Genomic DNA, 20,709 nt, shown 5'->3' on the forward strand with positions numbered 1-20,709 from the left:
ATGACGGAGCTATATGGGTCCCATCCTTCGCGGGGATGACGGAGCTAGATGGGGCCGCGCCTTCGCGGGGATGACGGAGCTATATGGGTCCCCGCCTTCGCGGGGATGACGGAGCTATATGGGTCCCCGCATTCGCGGGGATGACGTAGCCATATGGGTCCCCGCTTTCGCGGGGAGTCGTTTCTGCCAATGGCGGAAACGACGATACATCGGCGTGCCGCTCCTACCTTAAACGCGGTTCAGCAAGAACGTCGACAGCAGCGGCACCGGACGTCCGGTCGCGCCTTTCGCGCCACCCGATTTCCATGCGGTGCCGGCGATATCGAGATGGGCCCAGGTGTATTTGCGGGTGAAGTTCTCGAGGAAACACGCGGCCGTCACGCTGGCGCCGCCCGGCGAGCCGATGTTGGCCAGGTCCGCGAAGTTCGACTTGAGCTGCTCGTTGTACACCTCTTCGATCGGCAGGCGCCACGCGGTGTCGCTGGCCTGCTGGCCCGCCGCCAGCAATTCGGCGGCCAGCTTCTCGTGGGCGGCGTCGCTGCGCGTGAACAAGCCCGACTTGTGGTGCCCGAGCGCGACGATGCAGGCACCGGTCAGTGTGGCGATGTCGACCACGGCGGCCGGGTTGAAGCGCTCGGCGTAGGTCAGCGCGTCGCACAGGACCAGACGTCCCTCGGCATCGGTGTTGAGGATCTCGATGGTCAAGCCGTTCATCGAGGTGACGATGTCGCCCGGCTTGGTCGCGCGGCCCGACGGCATGTTCTCGCAGGTGGCGATCACGCCGATCACATTGAGCTTGAGGCCCATCTCGCCGATCGCGCGGAAGGTGCCCAGCACCGAGGCGGCGCCGCACATGTCGTACTTCATCTCGTCCATGGCGGGGCCCGGCTTGAGCGAGATCCCGCCCGAGTCGAACGTGATGCCCTTGCCGACGAGCACGACCGGCGCGTCCTTGGCCTTGCCGCCCATGTGCTTGAGCACGATGAACTTCGGCGGCTCGTCGCTGCCGTTGGTGACCGACAGGAAGCTGTTCATCTTGAGCGCCTGCAACTGCTTGCGCTCGAGCACTTCGACTTCGAACTTGTAATCCTTGGCCAATTGTTTCGCCGTCTGCGCGAGGTAGCCCGGGGTGCACACGTTCGGCGAGAGATTGCCCAGTTCCTTGGCCAGGTCCATGCCGTTGGCGATCGCGACCGCCTGCACCAGCGTGCTCTTGAGCTCGCCGTTGGCGGCCAGCGCCAGGGTGATCTTCCTGACGCCGGCCGAGGCCGGGTCTTTCTTGCTCTTCTGCGAATCGGTGCGGAACACGCTCTCGTGGGCGGCGCAAACGACGGTGCGCAAGGCCCAGTTGACGTCGCGCTCTTTCACATCGGTCATCGGTAGTGCGATAATGGCGTCTGCGCTGCCCAGCGACGCGAAGACCTTGAGCATGGCGCCCACGGCCGAGCTGAAGCTTTTCTCGCTGAACGTTTCATCGCCGCCCATACCGACGAGCAAAACGCGCGCCGCGGCACTGCCTGAGACGCCGCGCAGCAGCATGGTCGAACCGGCCTTGCCGCTGATGTCACCGGACTTGAGCGCGGCGCTGATTTCACCACCTTGATCGAGGGCTTTGGCCGCCTGCGACATTTTTTTGTTCTCGAATACCGCAACCGCGACGCAGCCGCTTTTGGCCGACGCGATCGTGTTTTTTGTGTCGAATGCTTTTATGCTAAAGTCCATTTGATTCTCCGTTTCGTGTTGTGGTGCGCACAGCCTTGTACTGCCGCTTCTACCGCCGCTTGTACTGCCTGCGTATTGCCTAACCTAGTGATTATAACTTTCGAATGATCTTCCAACGCGCATTGCGCCGCGAACTGGCCAGTTCGGCCGGTGCCACATTCACGGTGCTGTTTTCCATTATGGTGACCTGGAGCCTGATTAACATCCTCGGCAAAGCCGCGGGTGGTCGGGTCGCGTCCGGGGACGTGCTCGCGCTGATCGCATTCGCCGCGTTGAATTATCTTCCAACTATCCTGATCCTCACCAGCTTTATTTCTGTGCTGATGGTCGTCACGCGCAGCTACCGCGATTCCGAAATGGTCGTTTGGTTCGCCTCGGGCCTGTCGCTGGTGCGCTGGATCCGGCCGGTGCTCACGTTCGGCATGCCGATCGTGCTGCTGACGGCCGCCCTGAGCACCTACGCCACGCCCTGGGCCAAGCTTAAAAACGCCGAATTCGTGCAGCGCTTCGAAAAGCGCGAAGACCTTAAAAAAGTCACGCCCGGCCAATTCAAAGAGTCGACCTCGAGCAACCGCGTGTTCTTCGTCGAAGGCGCCACCGGCGAGTCAACGACCGTGCAAAACGTGTTCGTCAATACGGTCGACAAGGACGGCAACACGATCGTGGTCGCCAAAGAGGGCGTGATCGAACAGGACAACAAGGGCGGCCAGTTCCTGGTGCTCAAAAACGGGCGCCGCTACCACGGCGTGCCGGGCCAGGCCGATTTCGAGTCGATGGAGTTCGCCCGCTACAGCATGCGCGTGTCGACCGGCACGCCGGTGCTCGGCGCCGAATTGCCGGTCGAGGCGATGTCGACCATGGCGCTGCTGGCCGCGCCCAACAAATACACGCGCGCCGAATTGCTGTCGCGTATGGCCACGCCAATCATGTGCTTTTTGCTGCTGCTGCTGGCCATTCCGATTGGCTTCGTCAATCCGCGCGCGGGCAGCTCGGTCAACCTGATCATCGCGGTGCTCATTTTCTTCACCTATAACAACCTGGTCAAGACGCTCGAGGCCAGCGTCAAGCAGGGCAAGCTCGAATTCGCCATGAGCTGGTGGCCGCTGCACCTGCTCATCGCGCTGGCCACGCTGGTGCTGTTCGCCTGGCGCCTGAACGTGAACCACCGCTACCATCCGCTCATGCTGTGGGGCAGGTTCAAACGGCGCGGCGTCGCGGCCGGGCAGGGCGTGCCCGCATGAAGATCCTGCAACGCTATTTCGCCGTCTCGATCTCGCAGGCGGTCGCCTTCGTGCTGCTGGCGCTGCTGCTGCTGGCCGCGTTCATGGACCTGACGGGCGAGCTGCCGTCGGTGGGCAAGGGCGAGTACGGCATCCAGCACGCCTTCCTGTACGTCATTCTCATGTTGCCGGGCAATGTCTACAAGCTCATGCCGGTGGCCGCCCTGATCGGCACCATCTACACGATGGCCCAGTTCGCGTCGAGCTCCGAGTTCACGATCATGCGCGCCTCGAGCATGTCGACCCGGATGGCGGCGGCGATGGTCTTCAAGATCGGCCTCGTGTTCGTGCTCATCACGTTCGCGTTCGGCGAGCTGGTCACCCCGCGCACGGCCCCGATGGCCGAGCGGCTCAAGCTCAGCGCCAAGGGCGGCGCCGTGTCGCAGGAGTTCCGCTCGGGCATGTGGACCAAGGACGTCGTGCACAGCGACGGCCTGACCGGACCGGTGACGGGTTCGCGTTTTTTCAATGTGCGCCAGTTCCGCACCGACGGCCAACTGCTCGACGTCAAGCTCTACGAATTCGACACCAGCTTGCGCCTGCGCTCGCTGACCACGGCCAAGCGCGCCTCGTTCCAGGGCAAGAACACCTGGCAGCTCGAAGAAGTGACCGAAACGCGCTTCGCCAACTCGGCCGAACATGCGGCCCCGGGCGGCACCTTCGGCCAGGAAACGAGCGCCGTCAGCACGCGCACCCTGCCGAGCCTGTTGGTGGTGTCCGAGATCACGCCGAAAATCCTGTCGGTGTCCTCGTCCGACCCGACCCGCATGTCGGTCAACGAGCTGGCTGTGTACACGCGCCACCTGGCCGAGAGCAAACAGGAGACCGAGCGCTTCAAAATCGCCTTCTGGAAAAAGCTGATCGACCCGCTCGCCATTTTCGTGCTGATGGCATTGGCCCTGCCGTTCGCCTACATGCACCAGCGCAGCGGCGGCGTGAGCCTCAAAATTTTCATCGGCATCATGATCGGGGTCGGCTTCATGCTGATCAACAGCCTGTTCTCGCACCTCGGGCTGCTCAGCACCTGGCCGGCGTTGCTGACCGCGATCGCGCCGAGCGCCTTATTCATGCTGCTCGCGATCGGCGCGTTGTGGTGGGTGGAGAGACATTGATGAACCAACGAAAAGCCCTTATCCTGTTCGCCCACGGCGCGCGCGCCGCCACATGGGCCGCCCCGTTCGAACGCTTGCGCGACCTGACCCAGGAGCGCATGCCGCAGGTGCCCGTGTCGCTCGCCTTCCTCGAGCTGATGGAGCCGCGCCTGCCGGCCCGGGTCGCCGCGCTGGCGGCCGAAGGCATCGGCCACATCACGGTGGTGCCCGTGTTCCTCGGCGTGGGCGGGCACTTGCTGCGCGACCTCCCGCTGATCGTCGAGCAACTCGGGCGCGACCACCCGGGGCTGGCGATCGAGGTCGCCGGCGCCGTCGGCGAGGACCCCGGCGTCATCGACGCCATGACCGACTATTGCGTGAAGTCGGCCGGCGGCGCGTAAATTTGCGAAATCGCAAGCTTCGGGCGGCGCGGCGCGCCGACTATAAATTTTCCCTCAGAAAACAAACGAGACCATGAAAATTTTCCTGTACGCAGCTTGCGCCGTCGCCTTGGGCGGCTGCGCCGTCGACCAGCAAGCCCGCGTCGGCGACGCCATGATGACACCCCTGACCGATTTGAACATGGCCAACACGGCGATTCCGCCGGTCCTGGCCGAGGCCGCGCTGCAGCCGTACAAGCTGCCGCCGATCACAAGCTGCGCCGACCTCTACGCCGCTGTTGACGCGCTCGAGCAAGTGCTAGAGGCCGACTTCGACGCGCCGCCGATCGTCAACATCGCCGGCGGCTTCGAGCGCGGCACGAACAAGCTTGGCAACGCCGCCGTCGGCGCATTGCGCCGCGCGGTCGAGGGCGCTGTGCCGTTCCGCGGTTGGGTGCGCAAGCTCAGTGGCGCCGAGCGCAATGCCAAAAAAGTGGCGCGGGCGATCGCGGCCGGCACCGCGCGGCGCAGCTTTCTGAAGGGGGCCGCGATGGCGCGCGGCTGTTCCGATTTCTACAAGCCGCTCGCAATCTGAGTCGGCAGGATATGCATCCATGTACTATGGGCGCTTGCGGGCTGCAAAAAATGGAAGAACGAAATCGCTAACCTTCCGACCAATGCGGACACGCCAAAGCGCGCCGATAATCGCTAACGTTTGCATCTGGAAACAAATATGTTTTTCTTTAGACCGAAAGAAGCAACACCAAAAGCGCCAGAACCGACAGGAAGACCTGCGGTATTCTGGGGGGGCTAGCGATCGAATGATCTGTTGCAAGGGCATTGCTGGCAGCGACGAATTCAACGTAACAAGTCATCCGAAGCTACACGATGGTGGTTATGTCGCAACTCTCGAGATCTTTGTTCCCGATGAACTGCAAGGCGTATTTATCCATGCCTTCTACAGCGGGCATTGGTCGTTTGCTGTCAGCCCGTCCAATGAGGACACTGATAGCCTTCCGAGTTGGAGCGTTGCGCGTGAGTGGGGAACCATCAACCAGCATTCGGAAACCCTCACAATCTCCTGCCCAACAAATGCAAGTGTTAAGGTCGTAGATCGGATCGAGACGAACGGCTAAGCCGGCGGCTCGTCCTCGCTAAGGCCAAAATGGATGCGTTTGTGCCTAAGCGAGCACGACTTGGACGGACTCACCTTACCTCGAACTCGCCCACTCTGACCGTCCTGCCATCGCCGCTCAGGCGCAGCATCAGCATCTGCTCCTTGGCCTTGGCCGTGCCAAACCCCGTCGTCAGCTTCACTTGCAAGGTCGTGGCGCCGGCCACGACCTGCTGGCGCGAGCCGTAGAAGTTGGCCTCGATCTTGTATTTGCCCGGCTTCGCATTGCGCAGCGAGAACTCCTCCGGCCCGTAGCCGCCTGTGAAGTCGCGCGTCATCCTGCCACCCTGATACGTCAGGCGATGGCCGTAATAGCAGCGCTCGCCGTTCGGATCGGTCACCCACAAATCCATGTCGCTGTTGTCGGCGTCCCAGGTCAGCACCGCGCGCACGTCGAGCGGCATGTTTCTGAGCAGGCGCGGGTCGATCCGGCTGGTGTCGATGTTGGCCCTGGCGGGCGCGGCGGCGATGATCGCGTTCATCTCGGACAATGCGATCAGTTCGATTTCGGCGAAGCGGCTGTCCCACGGGCGGATCACCGTCTCGTACAACTGGTCGACCGCCTGCTGGTGGTGGCCCGCCGCGGCGTGCGCCAGGCCCAGGTCGCGGAACGATTGCGGTTCCTCCTCGGCCAGCAATTGCACCTTCTCGAGCACCGGGATCGCCAGCGCCGGCGCGCCCGCCTGCATCAGACGGTAGCCGAGGATGCGCAGCACGTGCCGGTTCTCGAGGTCCATCTCGGCCAGGTTCGACAACACCCGCAGCGCCAGGTCGCGCTGGCCTTTGTCGAGCAGCATGTCGGCGGCGTCGACATAGAAGGCGCTGCTGTTGAGGTATGAGGGCTTCTCGTCGAGGTAGACCTGGTAGATGGTCGCGGCGGTGGCGGCGTTCATGCGGGTGATGTAAGGCGCGTCGGAGCGCCATTTCTGGAGCGTGATGCCGATCCCGCTTGCCGCTTCCCCGCCTTTGTTTCTTTGGGCACTATGGGCGAGCGTTGGCGCTGCCGACCCCGCCGGCTCCGCCATGGGCGCCGGTGCGGGCACCGGCGAAGGCGGCGGCGCCATCACGGCGCGGGCCGGCGCCGACCCGGTCACCTCGACGCGCTCCGTCGCGATTTTGAGTGGCCGGCCCTTTGGATAGGTCTTCTCCCACCACACGATTTTTTGCTGGAACTCGCGCGCCACGCGCTCCAATTGTTTTTCGCGCATGCCGAGCCGGCGCTGGTCGCGCTCGCCCGACAGGCGCGCGTAGTCGGCGCGCAAAGCCGGCGGCGGCAAGATGTCGTGGCGCACATAGTCCTCGATCCGGTCGAGCACGATCAGCGAGGTTTCGCGGGTCGGAATGCCGAACTTGGTGCCGAGGCGGCGGATCGCGGCCCGGTTCGCCTCGAGGTCCGCCTCGAGCGCGCGCAGTTTGTAGGCCGCCCAGAGTCGCCCGGCGAACGGATGGGGCGCTGCGCCGGCGCTCAGGTCGACACGCAACTGGCTCGGTTTGCCGTCTTGCATAAGCGACAGCGTCAGTTGCGCCCGCGGATTGAGGAATTTCCCTGCCACGCGGACCAGGCCGTTCTCGGGATCGATCGATTCGACCACGAGTTCGGTCGCGCCGACCGCGCCGACCCGGTCAACATGGGTGCCCTCGGTCAGCAAGGACTCGGCGGCCGCGCCCGGCTTTTGCGGATCGACCTGCACCAGCCTGCCGCCGCTGCGCTCGGCCAGGGCGGACAGGCGCGTGCTGTCGGCCGCCAGCGAGGAGTTGAGCGCGTACAGGCGCTGCTTCGGGCCCAGCTCCGGAAAGCGTGCCGCGCCGTAGTTGAGCAGCCCGTCGCTGACCAGCAGATACTCGCCGACATCGGCTTGCGGCGTCCAGGCGGCCAAGGCGCTGGCGCCGTCGTAGACCGTGCCTTCGAGTGCGGCGCGCAATTTGTCCCAGTTGCCATCGACGATACGGAATTTCTTGACGGGCTCGGCGCGGTCGCGCAGGCGCGTCAGGCGCACCTCCGCGTTGCCCAGCGCGCTGAAATAGCGCCCCAGTTCGACCATCTCGGCCTCGCGCTGGCGCCCCGCGCCCGAACCCGAACTGTCCCACAGCAGGCCGACCGTCGAGGGCAGGCGGCGCAGCGAGCGCATGGCCGGCACCGGGATCTCGGTGACGAAATAGGAGTCGCCATCGTGCTCCTGCACGAACGTTTGCGGCCGCGCCGAGGCCGGCACTTGCACCGTGAGCACGCCGCTCGGCTTGAAGCTGTTCTTGCGCACGCGCGCCGTCAGGTAGCCGGCGTCTTGCTGGTCGAACTTGACGGTGCCGAGCGCGCCGTTGACGACCGGCATGCCGACGCCGCCGATCCTGATCCCGAGCCCGAATTCCTGCATTGTGTCGGCGTACGCCAGCGGCAGGCGGTAATGCCAATTCCCGTCCGCGCGCATTAGCGCCTCGGTGTACTTGAGCTCGACGGTGCGGGTGCCGCCGCCGGCGATCGGATAGACGCGCAGCTTGAAGTTGTTGCCCTGCGTTTGCTCGAGCAGCGCCGGGTCGACCCGCTGCCGCTCGATCGCCTCGAACACCTGGCGGCCCTTGGCCTTTTCGACCGTCACGGCGGGGCGCAGAACGCCGTCGATGTCGAGCGCGAAGGCGCTGATCTGCTGGCCTTCAAGCAGTGGAAACTGCAGATTGCCCTCGAGCGGGCGCGGATTCGGATTGAAGAACACCATGCGCACCGTGGTCTCGGCCAGGCCGCCACTGATGTCGGCGTCGATGTGCAGGCTCTGCAGCGTGATCGGTTTTTCGGCCGCGCTTTGCATCAGGGGCGGCAGGGGGCGGTGTCGCTCCGGCGGCAACATCGATGTCGCCAGCGCGGGCGCGGCGGCGGAGCAAACGAGCAGGATCAGGGCGAGCAGGCGAGGGGACATGGTGGTTCTCCGAAAGGCCCGATGGGCGGGTGTGCCAGATGAAACGGCGCTGCGGGCAGAACGGGGTTAAACCGACGTTGCCGCATTGCCGCCGATCCGCGCCGGCATGGGCGCGCCTGAATTGGAGGCCGGCGGAGCGGGCCAACCGGCCCGGCCCGCCTGCTCCGTCCACGGGGGCCGTTTAGCGGATGCCCGTCGCCGTCACGGAGGTGTCGCGGCGCGGGGCCGGTTGCGGATAGCCATTGCCCGGCTGGTTCGATGGCGCGCTGGCCGCCGCCGCGCCCAGCACGCTGCCAAGCAGTTCCCCGGTCGCCGCGCAACCCGACATGGCCGCGGCCAGCGCCAACAAACATACGATTTTTTTCATCATGATTCCCCTTTATATTTGAATATAAACAAAAACGGACCCAAGATCGGTCCGTGGATAAGGACTAGTCGATCACCTTGCAGCTTCCCCGCAGTTTCTGCCCGCCCTTTTCGAGATTGCTGTCGGCCTGGTATTGCATGGTCCGCAGGTTGATCGATTCCTTGACCCAGGTGAAGCCGAACGAATGATTGCTCGTGGTCATCGACGTCGGGTTGTAGCCGAGTTGGCAGGTCGTCTTGCTGCTGCCCCCCATCCGGGTCCGGTGTTCACCGACATTGCAGTTCCTCGAGGTCCATTGGTAGTAGCCGGGAGGGCTGACCAGCCAATCGGTGGCAGTGATCTTGTTGTCCGAGGTGATCTTGCCGGTGGTGCAGCGGTAGATCACGCCCTTTGCGTTCAGATTTGGGGCGGGCGGCAAAGGCAGTTGGTTGACCCGCATCTGCTCCTTCTGTGCGGGCGTCATGTGGTAGATCCTTTGCTGCTCCATTCCCTGGCTCATGCCGCCCATGAACTCGTCCATGCCTGCGCAGGCGACGAGTGCCACGGGGGCGAGCAGGCAAGTGGCGCGCAACACCGTTTGAATGCGCATGGTCGAGGCCCGCACCGCGCCTACTTGCAGCGATTCCCGTGGTGGGCGGCCGCCGCGTAGCACGTCCAGGTGCCGTCGCTTTCACGCTTGCACTCGCTCATCTTGACGCGCGTGATATGGCAGGTGTTGTTTTCGCGGGCCTTCTCATGGGCGCGCCGTTCGGCGTTGCGGGTCGCTTCTTCCTTGGTGTGGCCATTGCCTTCGACGATGTCGCCGGCCATGGCTGCCGAGCAAACTAACATGCCGATGATGGCCATCGCCTGTGCGCTCTTGGTGAGGATCTTCATGCTGATTCCTTTCGTGGTTGATTGACTGCGCAGTTTGCTGCGCGCATGGAGTGGAACGGTGCGGCTCTTACAACGGGGTTAAAGACTACAAAACTTTTTTATGGGACGCGGCTATTCCTTTATCACCTTGCATGTACCGTTGAGCACTTGGGTTCCCTTGCCGAGATTGCTCTTGATCCGGTTCGTCTTCTTGTATTCGTCGATCGATTCTTCGACATAGCTGCTGCCAAACCAATGTGTCGAGATTGTGATCGACCATGGGTTGTAACGCAATCCGCATGTGGTCTTGGAACTGCCGCCCATTGCGGTCTTGTGCTCGCCCACATTGCAGTGGCGCGAGCGCCACTGATAACGCCCAGGCCCACTGATAAGCCAATCGGTCGCCGTGATCTTGTAGTCGGACGTCGTTTTCCCATTGGTGCAGCGGAAGATCATACCGGGCGCCTGAAGGTTGGCCGCCGGGGGATATGGCAGGGCGTCGACCCTGGCTTTTTCCCTTTGGGCCGGCGTCATCATGTGCGCCGTCGTCTGCTGCACGCCGCGCTCCATGCCTTCCATGAACTCGTCCATGCCGGCGCAGGCGACGAGTAACAGGGGGGGCAACAAACCCAATAAAAGCGCTTTTCTTTGCATACCAATCGCCTCGATGCGGGCCCCCGTCGACACCACGGGGGCTGGACGGCGGCTGGTTGCTTGTTCCGAATGTCATGCTTCGGCAACACTAGATGTGCGATAAGGCTATCGTTTCTAAGTCCAATAGGCAACTAAATTCACACTCGTAAATACTTAAAAAAATGAGAATGTCGCATCGCCGCTGCAATGCCGCTGCAATGCCGGTGGACGCCGGTGAACCCGACGCAGATGGGTTGACCGGGCGTGGAACCCGGACGGAAAAAGCTCCCTTTCGGGAGCTTTTTCGTTACGACTTGGCGAAGGTGGTTTCGGTCGGGCGGCTTGCCGCGTCAGGCACTCAGGCGTCCCGGCACGGGTTCAAGGGCGCCGGCGTCGTCGGCCTGGTGCTCGCGCAGCTTGAGGGCGTCGCCGAGCATCACGAGCACCGGGCCGTGCGCCGCGCTCAGCCCATGCGCCAGCGTGGCCAGGGTCAGGCGCACGATGCGCTGGTCGGGCCGGCTGCAGTTTTCAATCACCACCACCGGCGTGTCGGCGCGCCGGCCCTGCGCGAGCAGGCGTTCGGCCGTGACGATGGCCTCGCGCCCGCCCATGTACTGCACCAGCGTGTCGGTGTCGGGAATGGCCACGTGGTCCGGATGCGCGGGCGCCGTGCTCGAGGTGAAAAACGCCACGCTGCGCGCCACGCCGCGCTTGGTCAGCGGTTGCTTGGTCGCCGCCGCCGCGGCCAGCGCGGTGGTGATGCCGGGCACCACCTCGACCTCGATGCCGGCCTCCTCGAGCGCGCGCAGTTCTTCGTCGGCGCGGCCGAACAGCATCGGGTCGCCCCCTTTCAGGCGCACCACGAGCGCGTACTTGTTGGCCGCGTCGACCAACTGCTTGTTGATGAAGGCCTGCGCGGTCGACAACTGGCCGCAGCGCTTGCCGACCCCGATCAACAGCGCCTGCGGGCACAGGGCCAGCATCTCGTCGGTCACCAATGCGTCGTGCAGGACGACGTCGGCCCGCGCGAGCAGGCGCGCGCCGCGCAGGGTGATCAGGTCCTGGGCGCCGGGGCCGGCGCCGACCAGATAGACTTTTCCGAGAGGTGCTGACATGGGGCGGCTCCTGTCAGCGCGCGATCCGGATCATGCCCGCGGCGACCGTCTGGTGCGTCACCTCGTCGATCAGGATGAAGGCGCCGGTGGCGCGGATCTCGTCGTAGGCGTCGGCGGCCAGCGGCTGCTGCACGGTCAGCGAAATGCGCGCGATGTCGTTGAGCTTGAGCCTCTCGGCCGCGTGCCGCTCCTGCGTGTTGATGTCGAGCAGGGTGTCGATGCCGGTCACCTTGGCCGAGGTCTGGCGCGTGCCGTGCTTGATCCAGTACTTGCGGCGCGTGTCGAGCGGCTCGTCGGACATCCAGCAGACGTCGGCCTGCAGGTTTTTGAGCAGCGTGGCTGGCTGCTCGGCACCGGCGAGCAGGTCGCCGCGCGAGACGTCGAGGTATTCGTTGAGCAAAATGGTGACCGACTGGCCCACCACCGCGCTCTGGTGCGAACCCTCGAGCGTGACGATGTCTTTGACGGTGGCGCGCTGGCCCGACGGCTGCACCACGAGCGTGTCGCCGACGCTGACCTTGCCCGCCTCGATGCGGCCCATGTAGCCGCGGAAGTCGTTGGCCTCGTGGCCGTTGTGGCGCGCCACCAGCTGCACCGGAAAGCGGAACGGGGCGTCGTGCGATTCGTCGTAGACCGACAGCGACTCGAGCAGCGAGATCAGCGTCGGGCCCTGGTACCAGTCCATCTGCGCGCTCGGCTCGACGACGTTGTCGCCGGTGAGCGCCGACAGCGGGATCGGGGTGATGTCCTTGAGGCCGAGCGTGGCCGCGAATTCGCGGTAGGCCTTGACGATGCGCTCGTAGATGGCCTGGTCGTAGTCGATCAGGTCCATCTTGTTGACGGCCACGACCACGTGCTCGATCTGCAGCAGGTGCGCGATGGTCGAGTGGCGCTTGGTCTGGATCAGCAGGTCGACCCCGCCGTCCTCGCGCAGCTTGACCTTGGAGACGTCGATCAGGATGATGACGGCGTCGGCGGTCGAGGCGCCCGTGACCATGTTGCGCGTGTACTGCTCGTGGCCCGGGGTGTCGGCGATGATGAACTTGCGCTTGGGCGTGGCGAAGTAGCGGTAGGCCACGTCGATCGTGATGCCCTGTTCGCGCTCGGCCTCGAGGCCGTCGGTCAGCAGCGACAGGTCGACCGCGTCGCCGACGGTGCGCTTGTGCTTGGAGCGCGACATGGCGTCGAGCTGGTCGGCGAAGATGCCCTTGCTGTCGAACAGCAGGCGGCCGATCAGGGTGCTCTTGCCGTCATCGACCGAACCGGCGGTGATGAAGCGCAGCAGGCCCGCTGTGTTGAGGTTTTGGGTAATGGCGGTCATCAGAAGTATCCTGCTTTCTTGCGTTTTTCCATCGACGCTTCGGAGGTCTGGTCGTCCATCCGGGTGGCGCCGCGTTCGGTGATCTGGGTGACCGCGGTCTCGGCGATGATCTGCTCGACCGTGGAGGCGTCGGACGACACCGGGCAGGTGCACGAGATGTCGCCCACGGTGCGGAAGCGCACCACTTGGGTTTCGACCGTCTCGCCCTCGCGCGCCGGGGTCAGGTCGGTCAGCGGCACCAGCAGGCCGTTGCGTGGGATGACCTTGCGCTCGTGCGCGAAATAGATCGGTGGCAGTTCGAGTTTTTCGCGGGCGATGTACTGCCACACGTCGAGCTCGGTCCAGTTCGAGATCGGGAACACGCGCATGTTCTCGCCCGGATGGACGCGCGTGTTGTACAAGTCCCAAAGCTCGGGGCGCTGCGCCTTTGGATCCCACTGGCCGAATTCGTCGCGGAACGAGAAGATGCGCTCCTTGGCGCGCGCTTTTTCCTCGTCGCGGCGGGCGCCGCCGATGCAGGCGTCGAATTTGTGTTCGGCGATGGTCTCGAGCAGGGTGACCGCCTGCGCCGCGTTGCGCGAGTCGGTGGCCGGGTTGCGCAGGCGCACGGTGCCGCGCTTGATCGAGTCCTCGACCGAGCCGACGATCAGGCGCTCGCCCAGTTCGGCGGCGCGCTTGTCGCGGAAGGTGATGACCTCGTCGAAGTTGTGGCCGGTGTCGATGTGCACCAGCGGGAACGGGAATTTGCCGGGGCGGAAGGCCTTTTCGGCCAGGCGCAGCAGGACGACCGAGTCTTTGCCGCCCGAGAACAGCAGGGCGGGATTGGCGCATTCGGCCGCCACCTCGCGCATGATGTGGATGGCTTCCGATTCGAGCGCGTCGAGGTGGCGCGCGTTCAGGTCGGACAGGCCGCGCGGGAGTTCTGTGAGTGTGTTCATGGCTTAGCCTTGTTTTGTTCTATGATGCGCGTGGCTTCAAGCCGCCACGGATTTGATGCGAATCAGTTTGCCGTCGACCAGGTGCAGGCCGCATTCTTTCGAGTCGGGGTTCTCCCACCACCAGCGGCCGGCGCGCACGTCCTCGCCCGGCTTGACGGCGCGCGTGCAAGGCGCGCAGCCGATCGACGGGAAGCCCTGGTCGTGCAGCGCATTGTAGGGCACGTCGTTGGCGCGCAGGTAGTGCCAGATGTCGTCCTCGGACCAGTCGGCCAGCGGATTGAACTTGGTCATGCCGTGCGCCGGGTCGTCCTCCTCGATGGCCAGTTCGGCGCGCGTGCTCGATTGCGCGCGGCGCTGCCCGGTGATCCAGGCCTTGTTGCCGGCCAGGGCGCGCCCCAGGGGCTCGACCTTGCGCACGCGGCAGCATTCGCGGCGCATCTCGACGCTGTCGTAAAAGGCGTTCAGGCCGTTCTGCGCGACATAGGCGTCGACCGCCTCGACCCGCGGGCGGAACAGCGCGATGTCGTAGCCGTAGCGCGCCTTGACCTGGTCGACCACGGCCAGCGTTTCCGGGTGCAGGCGGCCGGTCTCGAGCGAGAAGATCCCGATCGGCAGACGCGCCTTGAGAATCAGGTCGGTCAGGACCATGTCTTCGGCGGCCAGGCTGGAGGCGAACACCGCGGGCGAAAATTCAAGCGCGATGCGCGCCAGCGTCTGCTGCGTGTCGGCGACGAGGGAGGTGATGTAGGACATGCTCAGATCCCGTAGCCGATGTCGCCGCTCTCGACGCGCACGTCGCGCTCGTGGCGGCGGTACAGGGGCGACTTCTGGTCGACCGAGGCCTGGTACACCTCGGAGAACACGGTCAGTCCCTTGAGCGCGTCGTCGATGCTGCGGTCGGGGCGGGTGTCGAAGGCGTCGAAGCCGACGCGCTGCATGGCGAACAATTGGTCGCGCAGGACGTCGCCGATGGCGCGCAACTCGCCCTGGTAGCCCAGGCGCATGCGCAGGTTGTAGGCGATCGAGTAGCCGCGGCCGTCGGTGAACTTGGGGAAGTCGACCGCGACCACGCCGAAGCGCGAAAGGTCGTCCTTGAGCGTCTCGGGCCGCTCGTCGCTGGCCAGCCACACGCCAAGCTCGTTGCGGGCGGCGAGCGTGTCGCGCTGCGCCAGCCACACGGCCAGCGGCACGATCACCTTGCCTGCGGCGACGGTGGCGGCCTCGGCGCTCTGGCCCTCGGCCAGGCGCAGCAGGGTCCAGTCGTCGGCGACGACGGCGCGGTGTTTGATGATCTGCTTCGTTTGCGCGTCAGACATATTCGTCCTCTCCAACCAGTTGGCCCGCCTTGATCGGCGTGGCGTACACATATTCTTTGAACGGCGCGACGCCGATCCTTTGCACGGTGGCGGCGAAGTGTTCGTCCTCCTGGCGGTCGCGCACATAGACGTTGAGCAGGCGGCCGATGACCTCGGGCATTTGCAGCGCCGAGAACGAGGGGCCGATGATCTTGCCTATGGCCGGGGCGTTGCCCTGCGCGCCGCCGATCGAGACCTGGTACCACTCGCTGCCGTCCTTGTCGACCCCGAGCACGCCGATGCTGCCGACGTGGTGGTGGCCGCAGGCGTTGATGCAGCCCGAGATGTTCAGTTCGATCTCGCCGATGTCGTGCTGGAAGTCGATGTTGTCGAAGCGCTCGGCGATGGCGGCGGCGATCGGCAGCGACTTGGCGTTGGCGAGCGAGCAGAAGTCGCCGCCCGGGCAGCAGATCATGTCGGTCAGCAGGCCGATGTTGGGCGTGGCCAGGCCGCGCGCCTTGACCTCTTGCCACAGCGTGAACAGGAGCGATTGCTCGACGTCGGCCAGCACCAGGTTCTGTTCGTGGGTCACGCGCAGTTCGCCGAAGGCGTAGCGGTCGGCCAGTTCGGCCACGAAGTCGATCTGCTCGGCGGTCGCGTCGCCCGGCGGCACGCCGGTCTTTTTAAGCGACAGCACCACGACCGCGTAGCCGGGCACCTTGTGCCGCTTGACGTTGCGCTTGACCCAGTTGGCGTAGGCCTTGTTGTCCTCGTGGCCGGCCAGCGGGTCGGTCTCGGGCAGCGTCTTGTAGGCCGGCGGCGTGAAGTAGGCCGCCACGCGCGCCATTTCGTCGGTCGTAAGGGTCGATGCGCTGCCTTCGAGGTCGGCCCATTCGGCTTCGACCTGGCGCGTGAATTCCTCGACGCCGACGGCTTTGAGCAGGATCTTGATGCGCGCCTTGTACTTGTTGTCGCGCCGGCCGTACTGGTTGTAGACGCGCATGACCGCTTCGATGTAGGTCAGCATGTGCTGCCATGGCAGGAACTCGCGTACCACGCTGCCCAGGATTGGGGTGCGGCCCATGCCGCCGCCGACCATGACCTGGAAGCCGATCTCGCCGGCCTCGTTGCGCAGCACCGTCAGGCCGATGTCGTGCACGGCGATGGCCGCGCGGTCGGTCTCGGCGCCGTTGATGGCGACCTTGAACTTGCGCGGCAGGGCGGCGAACTCGGGATGGAAGGTGCTCCATTGGCGCAGCACCTCGGCGTACGGGCGCGGATCGATGATCTCGTCGAAGGCGACGCCGGCGTATTCGTCGGACGTGATGTTGCGGATGCAGTTGCCCGAGGTTTGGATCGCGTGCATCTCGACCGAGGCGAGGTCGGCCAGGATGTCGGGCGTCTGCTCGAGCTCGATCCAGTTGAACTGGATGTTCTGGCGCGTCGTGAAGTGGCCGTAGCCGCGGTCGTACTTGCGCGCGATGTGCGCGAACATGCGCATCTGCGCCGACGACAGCAGGCCGTAGGGCACGGCGATGCGCAGCATGTAGGCGTGGCGCTGCATGTACAGGCCGTTTTGCAGGCGCAGCGGCACGAATTCTTCTTCGGTCAGCTCGCCGCCGATGCGGCGCTGCACCTGGTCGCGGTACTGGGCGATGCGTTCCCTGACGATGAGGTGGTCGTACTGGTCATAACGATACATGTGTAATCCTATTAATTCGGGCCGGTTGCGGGAAGGACGGCGATACACTCCCCCTAAACTAGGCTCAATGGTAATAAACTGCGGCTATATTCCAAACAACAGAGAATTTATTTGCTTATATGCGTTACAGGCATAAGCATTCTTATAAAATGTGGCGTGGCATCGTGTCGCTTAGCATTATTACCCGAGAATCGAGAAATGAACCTCCATCAACTGCGTTTCGTCCGCGAGGCTGTGCGCCAGAACTACAACCTGACCGACGCCGCGAAGGCGCTGTTCACCTCGCAGCCGGGGGTCTCCAAGGCCATCATCGAGCTAGAGGAAGAGCTCGGCGTGGACATTTTCACGCGCCACGGCAAGCGCATCCGCGGCCTGACCGAGCCGGGGCGCCTGGTGCTCGGCTCGGTCGAGCTGATCATGCAGGAGATCGACAGCCTCAAGCGCATCGGCAAGGAATACGCGGCCCAGGACAGCGGCAGCTTCACCATCGCCACCACCCACACCCAGGCCCGCTACACGCTGCCCAGGGTGGTGCAGGCGTTCATGCTCAAGTACCCCAAGGTGCGCCTGTCGCTGTTGCAGGGCAACCCGCGCCAGATCGCCGAGATGGTCAAGTCGGACCAGGCCGACATGGCGATCGCGACCGAATCGATCTCGGGCATCGACGGTTTGATCACATTGCCTTGCTACCAGTGGGAACATGTGGTGGTGGTGCCGCCCGACCACGCGCTGCTCAAATCGAAGGCGGTCTCGCTCGAGGAGATCGCGGCCTTTCCGCTCATCACCTACGACAGCGCGTTCGCCGGGCGCAGCAAGATCGACCACGCGTTCGGCCTGCGCGGCCTCAAACCCGACGTGTTGCTCGAGGCGATAGACGCGGACGTCATCAAGACCTATGTGGAACTTGGCATGGGCGTTGGTATCATAGCGGGCATGGCGTTCGACGCCGAGCGCGACAAGAACCTGCGCGCGATCCCGGTCGGCCACCTGTTTGGCATGAATGTGTCGCGCGTGGCCGTCAAGCAGGGCGCCTACCTGCGCAGCTATGTGTACACCTTCATCGAGCTGCTCGCGCCCACGCTCAACCGCAAACTGGTCGAATCGGCCATGAGCGGCAACAAGGATAATTACGAGCTGTAGCGTCCCCGGGACCCGCCGCCAGCACCATCATTTAGCAACATTAAAGAAACCAATACCATGATCACCGAACAATCCGCACAGTATTACGCCAAGAACGCCTCCGGCCACGACCGCACCTACGACCGCCCCGAGCGCCAGCCCGACCTGGCCACCATGCGCGGGCAGCTCGCCGAGACGCTGCGCGGGCACGTCGTGCTCGAACTGGCCTGCGGCACCGGTTTCTGGACCAGCGTCATCGCCGAGTCGGCCGACTCGGTCGTGGCCACCGACATCAATCCCGAGATGATCGCGCTGGGCAGGCTGCGCGCGCTGCCTGCCGACAAGGTCCAGTTCCGCGTGGCCGACGCCTGGGCGCTGCCCGACGACATCGGCAGTTTCACGGCCGTGTTCATCGGCGGCTGGTGGTCGCACGTCAAGCGCGAGGAGCAGGAGCGCTTTTTGGCGCGGTTGCGCGGCAAGCTGGGCAAGGACATGTTCGTCGTGCTGCTCGACGATTGCTACGTCGAGGGCGTCAGCGAGACCGTCGCCCGCACCGACATGGAGGGCAACACCTACCAGATCCGCACCGCGCCCGACGGCGAGCGCTACGAGATCCCCAAGACCTATCCGTCCGACAGCGGCCTGCGCAAGAAGCTGGCGTCGTCGGTGCGCGAGATCAAAATTTTTCGGCTTGAGTATTACTGGTTGTTGAGCTGCCGGCTCAAGTGACTCCGGAAGACAAAAACGCGCCGGTGGCGCGTTTTTTATTTCGCTGACGCAACCCCGACATCGACACTGCGGCTAACGAACGGTGCCAAGGGCATCAGGTACAATACGTCGGGCGGAGTACCCATCGCGCGGAGGAATTGAAATGTTGACCAATGAAATGAAGCGTCAAGTCTTCCTGAAGTTATGTTCCGAAAATTTTCGAGCCAGCCTTCGTCTCGAAGGGCTGGTTCAACGTCCGGTGGGCGCCAATAAGCCCGCCATTGAACCGCCTGCGGTCACGCCCAAGACAAAGCATGTCCGATAAGTACGGGTCAGGCCAGGACAGGCAATACTGCTATCCAAACTCCGGCGTGCTGATCAACAAGCTAGGCATCACCGAGGCGGATGCCTTGGAACTGGCTGAAATCGCGCTAGGTCATGCCCGCATTGAACAGTACGAGCCTAATTTCGATGATATTTCCTTGCCGGCCCTGCGTGCGATTCACTTTCACTTGTTTCAAGATCTTTATAGCTGGGCGGGGGAGCTTCGGGCGGTTGACATCAGCAAAGGGAGCACCCGGTTCGCGAACGTCAGTCGAATCGAGCCCGAGGCGGACAAGCTCTTTCGGCAGCTTGAGCAAGAAAACTATCTCATTGACGTGCCGCGCGAGCAATTCGTTGCTCGACTGGCGCACTACTACTGTGAGCTCAACATCATTCACCCGTTTCGCGATGGTAACGGACGTGCGCAACGACTGATGTTTGAATTGATTGGCATCAATGCTGGCTTTGCGCTTCGCTGGGAGCCGATCGGATCTGCTGAATGGCTCGAAGCAAATATTGCCGCATACAATTGCCGACTTGAATCATTGATCGAACTCCTTGACCGTGCTGTGACGCCCATTTGAACACTGCACGTCGTTCGCTTTTCTTTGGTGTCCCATTACTTCGATCAAACGTATCGGTGCATCGTCAGCCATCATCTCTGCGGCAATTTGCGGCCAGTAATTTCCGGACGAAAAAAAACGCGCCAGCGGCGCGTTTTCTCATCGGTGCGACCAGCTTAGACGGCTTAGAAGAAGTGGCGCACGCCGATCGACAGGTTCGACGGATCGGCGCACGAAGGCGACCAGGTTGGTGCCGTAGAAGCCCTCGGGCGGGCAGTCGGCACGCATCCCCGACATCGAGACCGCGGCTAACGCGGCGCGCTTCGGTATGGCTGGCGCAACGTCGCGCGAGACAAAGCCGATGCGTGGCAATCCCTCAAATGCACCGTAAGGTATCAGCTTGGATTGGCATTATAGGGTGCATTCAATGTTGTACTATGAATGCGCTGAATGCTGTTTTTAGGAGTGATGCTATGGCAATGCTGACGGTAAGAAATTTGCCTGACGATGTACATCGTGCGTTGCGGGTCAGAGCAGCGCAACATGGGCGCAGCACCGAGGCCGAAGTTCGCGAGATTCTGGCGGCGGCGGTCAAACCGCTTACGCGCGTTTGCCTTGGTGACGCCCTCGCGGCATTGGGCCGCGAGATCGGACTGACAAACGAGGATTGGGAGGCCTTCGATCAAGCGCGGGATAAGACGCCCGCCGAGCCGCCGAGGTTTGAATGATCATCCTCGATACTAACGTCGTTTCCGAGGCATTGAAATTTGATCCGAACCCGGCTGTGCGGGCTTGGCTGAACCACCAAAGTGCCGAAACACTGTACCTGTCGAGCGTGGCATTGGCAGAGCTCTTATTTGGTGTCGGGGCACTCCCGACAGGTAGGCGCCAAGACTTGCTGGCCAAGGCGCTTGATGGACTGTTGGGGCTGTTCAAGGACAGGATTTTGCCGTTTGATACTGAAGCTGCGCAGCATTACGCCAAACTGGCCGTGACTGCAAGGGGCGCTGGACGGTTTCTGACGCCGGACGGCTACATTGCCGCGATCGCCGCATCGCGTCGATTCATCGTTGCTTCACGCGATGCGGCTCCCTACGAAGCGGCGGGCGTCGCCGCCATTGACCCATGGGGCGGCTGAAGCCGGCGGCGGCCATACCCGGCCGTGCCAGTGCGGCCGAGCCGTCTGTCGCTTTTTTGCGCCGTGCGGACGCGG

At 63.7% G+C, this 20,709-nt stretch carries 23 protein-coding genes; 11 read left to right on the forward strand and 12 right to left on the reverse strand.

Annotation, left to right across the window (positions count from 1 at the left end):
- Window positions 1-228 precede the first annotated feature (228 nt).
- Window positions 229-1,722 carry a leucyl aminopeptidase gene (locus tag C7C56_RS19125; RefSeq protein ID WP_106758967.1) on the reverse strand — a complete coding sequence of 498 codons (1,494 nt, stop codon included), beginning with the start codon at window positions 1,720-1,722 and terminating at the stop codon, window positions 229-231.
- Between the two features lie 104 nt (window positions 1,723-1,826).
- On the opposite strand from C7C56_RS19125, the gene lptF reads away from it, so the two are divergent.
- From lptF to C7C56_RS28315, 5 genes are all read left to right on the forward strand, one after another.
- Window positions 1,827-2,963: an LPS export ABC transporter permease LptF gene (gene lptF / locus C7C56_RS19130; RefSeq protein WP_106758968.1), complete on the forward strand. Its 1,137-nt coding sequence runs from the start codon at window positions 1,827-1,829 to the stop codon at window positions 2,961-2,963.
- A complete protein-coding gene (lptG, locus tag C7C56_RS19135) occupies window positions 2,960-4,114 on the forward strand; it encodes an LPS export ABC transporter permease LptG (RefSeq protein WP_106758969.1) in 1,155 nt (384 codons plus the stop codon). The genes lptF and lptG overlap by 4 nt, the downstream gene beginning before the upstream one ends.
- Window positions 4,114-4,494 (forward strand): sirohydrochlorin chelatase, encoded by a 381-nt coding sequence (locus C7C56_RS19140; RefSeq protein ID WP_106758970.1) that lies wholly within the window; start codon window positions 4,114-4,116, stop codon window positions 4,492-4,494. Before lptG ends, C7C56_RS19140 begins: the two co-directional genes overlap by 1 nt.
- Before the next feature lie 73 nt (window positions 4,495-4,567).
- Window positions 4,568-5,068 carry a hypothetical protein gene (locus tag C7C56_RS19145; RefSeq protein ID WP_106758971.1) on the forward strand — a complete coding sequence of 167 codons (501 nt, stop codon included), beginning with the start codon at window positions 4,568-4,570 and terminating at the stop codon, window positions 5,066-5,068.
- Window positions 5,069-5,294: 226 nt separating this feature from the next.
- Window positions 5,295-5,609 (forward strand): hypothetical protein, encoded by a 315-nt coding sequence (locus C7C56_RS28315; RefSeq protein WP_146204556.1) that lies wholly within the window; start codon window positions 5,295-5,297, stop codon window positions 5,607-5,609.
- Between the two features lie 70 nt (window positions 5,610-5,679).
- Here C7C56_RS28315 and C7C56_RS19150 read toward each other — a convergent pair whose 3' ends face one another.
- The 11 genes from C7C56_RS19150 to C7C56_RS19200 form a co-directional block, all read right to left on the reverse strand.
- On the reverse strand, window positions 5,680-8,556 hold the full coding sequence (locus tag C7C56_RS19150; RefSeq protein WP_106758972.1) for a DUF2135 domain-containing protein: 2,877 nt from the start codon (window positions 8,554-8,556) through the stop codon (window positions 5,680-5,682).
- 181 nt (window positions 8,557-8,737) lie between these two features.
- Window positions 8,738-8,926 carry a hypothetical protein gene (locus C7C56_RS19155; RefSeq protein WP_106758973.1) on the reverse strand — a complete coding sequence of 63 codons (189 nt, stop codon included), beginning with the start codon at window positions 8,924-8,926 and terminating at the stop codon, window positions 8,738-8,740.
- A gap of 61 nt (window positions 8,927-8,987) precedes the next feature.
- A complete protein-coding gene (locus tag C7C56_RS19160) occupies window positions 8,988-9,512 on the reverse strand; it encodes a hypothetical protein (RefSeq protein ID WP_106758974.1) in 525 nt (174 codons plus the stop codon).
- Window positions 9,513-9,532: 20 nt separating this feature from the next.
- Window positions 9,533-9,799 (reverse strand): hypothetical protein, encoded by a 267-nt coding sequence (locus tag C7C56_RS19165; protein ID WP_106758975.1) that lies wholly within the window; start codon window positions 9,797-9,799, stop codon window positions 9,533-9,535.
- Between the two features lie 111 nt (window positions 9,800-9,910).
- On the reverse strand, window positions 9,911-10,432 hold the full coding sequence (locus tag C7C56_RS19170; protein WP_146204558.1) for a hypothetical protein: 522 nt from the start codon (window positions 10,430-10,432) through the stop codon (window positions 9,911-9,913).
- 329 nt (window positions 10,433-10,761) lie between these two features.
- On the reverse strand, window positions 10,762-11,526 hold the full coding sequence (gene cobA, locus C7C56_RS19175) for a uroporphyrinogen-III C-methyltransferase (RefSeq protein WP_106758977.1): 765 nt from the start codon (window positions 11,524-11,526) through the stop codon (window positions 10,762-10,764).
- Between the two features lie 13 nt (window positions 11,527-11,539).
- Complete coding sequence (locus tag C7C56_RS19180; RefSeq protein WP_106758978.1) at window positions 11,540-12,847, reverse strand: sulfate adenylyltransferase subunit 1; 1,308 nt, start codon at window positions 12,845-12,847, stop codon at window positions 11,540-11,542.
- Window positions 12,847-13,785, reverse strand: a complete 939-nt coding sequence (gene cysD, locus C7C56_RS19185) for a sulfate adenylyltransferase subunit CysD (protein WP_106758979.1) — start codon at window positions 13,783-13,785, stop codon at window positions 12,847-12,849. The genes C7C56_RS19180 and cysD overlap by 1 nt, the downstream gene beginning before the upstream one ends.
- Window positions 13,786-13,821: 36 nt before the next feature.
- Complete coding sequence (locus tag C7C56_RS19190) at window positions 13,822-14,538, reverse strand: phosphoadenylyl-sulfate reductase (protein ID WP_106758980.1); 717 nt, start codon at window positions 14,536-14,538, stop codon at window positions 13,822-13,824.
- Between the two features lie 2 nt (window positions 14,539-14,540).
- Window positions 14,541-15,101 (reverse strand): DUF934 domain-containing protein, encoded by a 561-nt coding sequence (locus C7C56_RS19195; RefSeq protein ID WP_106758981.1) that lies wholly within the window; start codon window positions 15,099-15,101, stop codon window positions 14,541-14,543.
- A complete protein-coding gene (locus tag C7C56_RS19200; protein WP_106758982.1) occupies window positions 15,094-16,782 on the reverse strand; it encodes a nitrite/sulfite reductase in 1,689 nt (562 codons plus the stop codon). Before C7C56_RS19200 ends, C7C56_RS19195 begins: the two co-directional genes overlap by 8 nt.
- Before the next feature lie 198 nt (window positions 16,783-16,980).
- Here C7C56_RS19200 and C7C56_RS19205 point away from each other — a divergent pair, with 198 nt between their 5' ends.
- The 6 genes from C7C56_RS19205 to C7C56_RS19225 all read left to right on the forward strand — a co-directional run bounded on the left by C7C56_RS19205 (window position 16,981) and on the right by C7C56_RS19225 (window position 20,634).
- Window positions 16,981-17,922, forward strand: a complete 942-nt coding sequence (locus C7C56_RS19205; protein ID WP_106758983.1) for a CysB family HTH-type transcriptional regulator — start codon at window positions 16,981-16,983, stop codon at window positions 17,920-17,922.
- Between the two features lie 57 nt (window positions 17,923-17,979).
- A complete protein-coding gene (locus C7C56_RS19210) occupies window positions 17,980-18,630 on the forward strand; it encodes a class I SAM-dependent methyltransferase (protein ID WP_106758984.1) in 651 nt (216 codons plus the stop codon).
- A gap of 157 nt (window positions 18,631-18,787) precedes the next feature.
- Window positions 18,788-18,934 carry a YhfG family protein gene (locus C7C56_RS30755; protein WP_370660225.1) on the forward strand — a complete coding sequence of 49 codons (147 nt, stop codon included), beginning with the start codon at window positions 18,788-18,790 and terminating at the stop codon, window positions 18,932-18,934.
- Entirely contained in the window at window positions 18,924-19,517 is a 594-nt protein-coding gene (locus C7C56_RS19215; protein ID WP_106758985.1) for a putative adenosine monophosphate-protein transferase Fic, read from the forward strand. Before C7C56_RS30755 ends, C7C56_RS19215 begins: the two co-directional genes overlap by 11 nt.
- A gap of 452 nt (window positions 19,518-19,969) precedes the next feature.
- Window positions 19,970-20,224, forward strand: a complete 255-nt coding sequence (locus C7C56_RS19220; protein ID WP_106758986.1) for a FitA-like ribbon-helix-helix domain-containing protein — start codon at window positions 19,970-19,972, stop codon at window positions 20,222-20,224.
- Complete coding sequence (locus C7C56_RS19225; protein WP_106758987.1) at window positions 20,221-20,634, forward strand: type II toxin-antitoxin system VapC family toxin; 414 nt, start codon at window positions 20,221-20,223, stop codon at window positions 20,632-20,634. Before C7C56_RS19220 ends, C7C56_RS19225 begins: the two co-directional genes overlap by 4 nt.
- The last annotated feature ends 75 nt before the right edge of the window (window positions 20,635-20,709 follow it).

Origin of the sequence: Massilia glaciei (assembly GCF_003011895.2) — a bacterium.
GTDB lineage: Bacteria > Pseudomonadota > Gammaproteobacteria > Burkholderiales > Burkholderiaceae_D > Telluria_A > Telluria_A glaciei.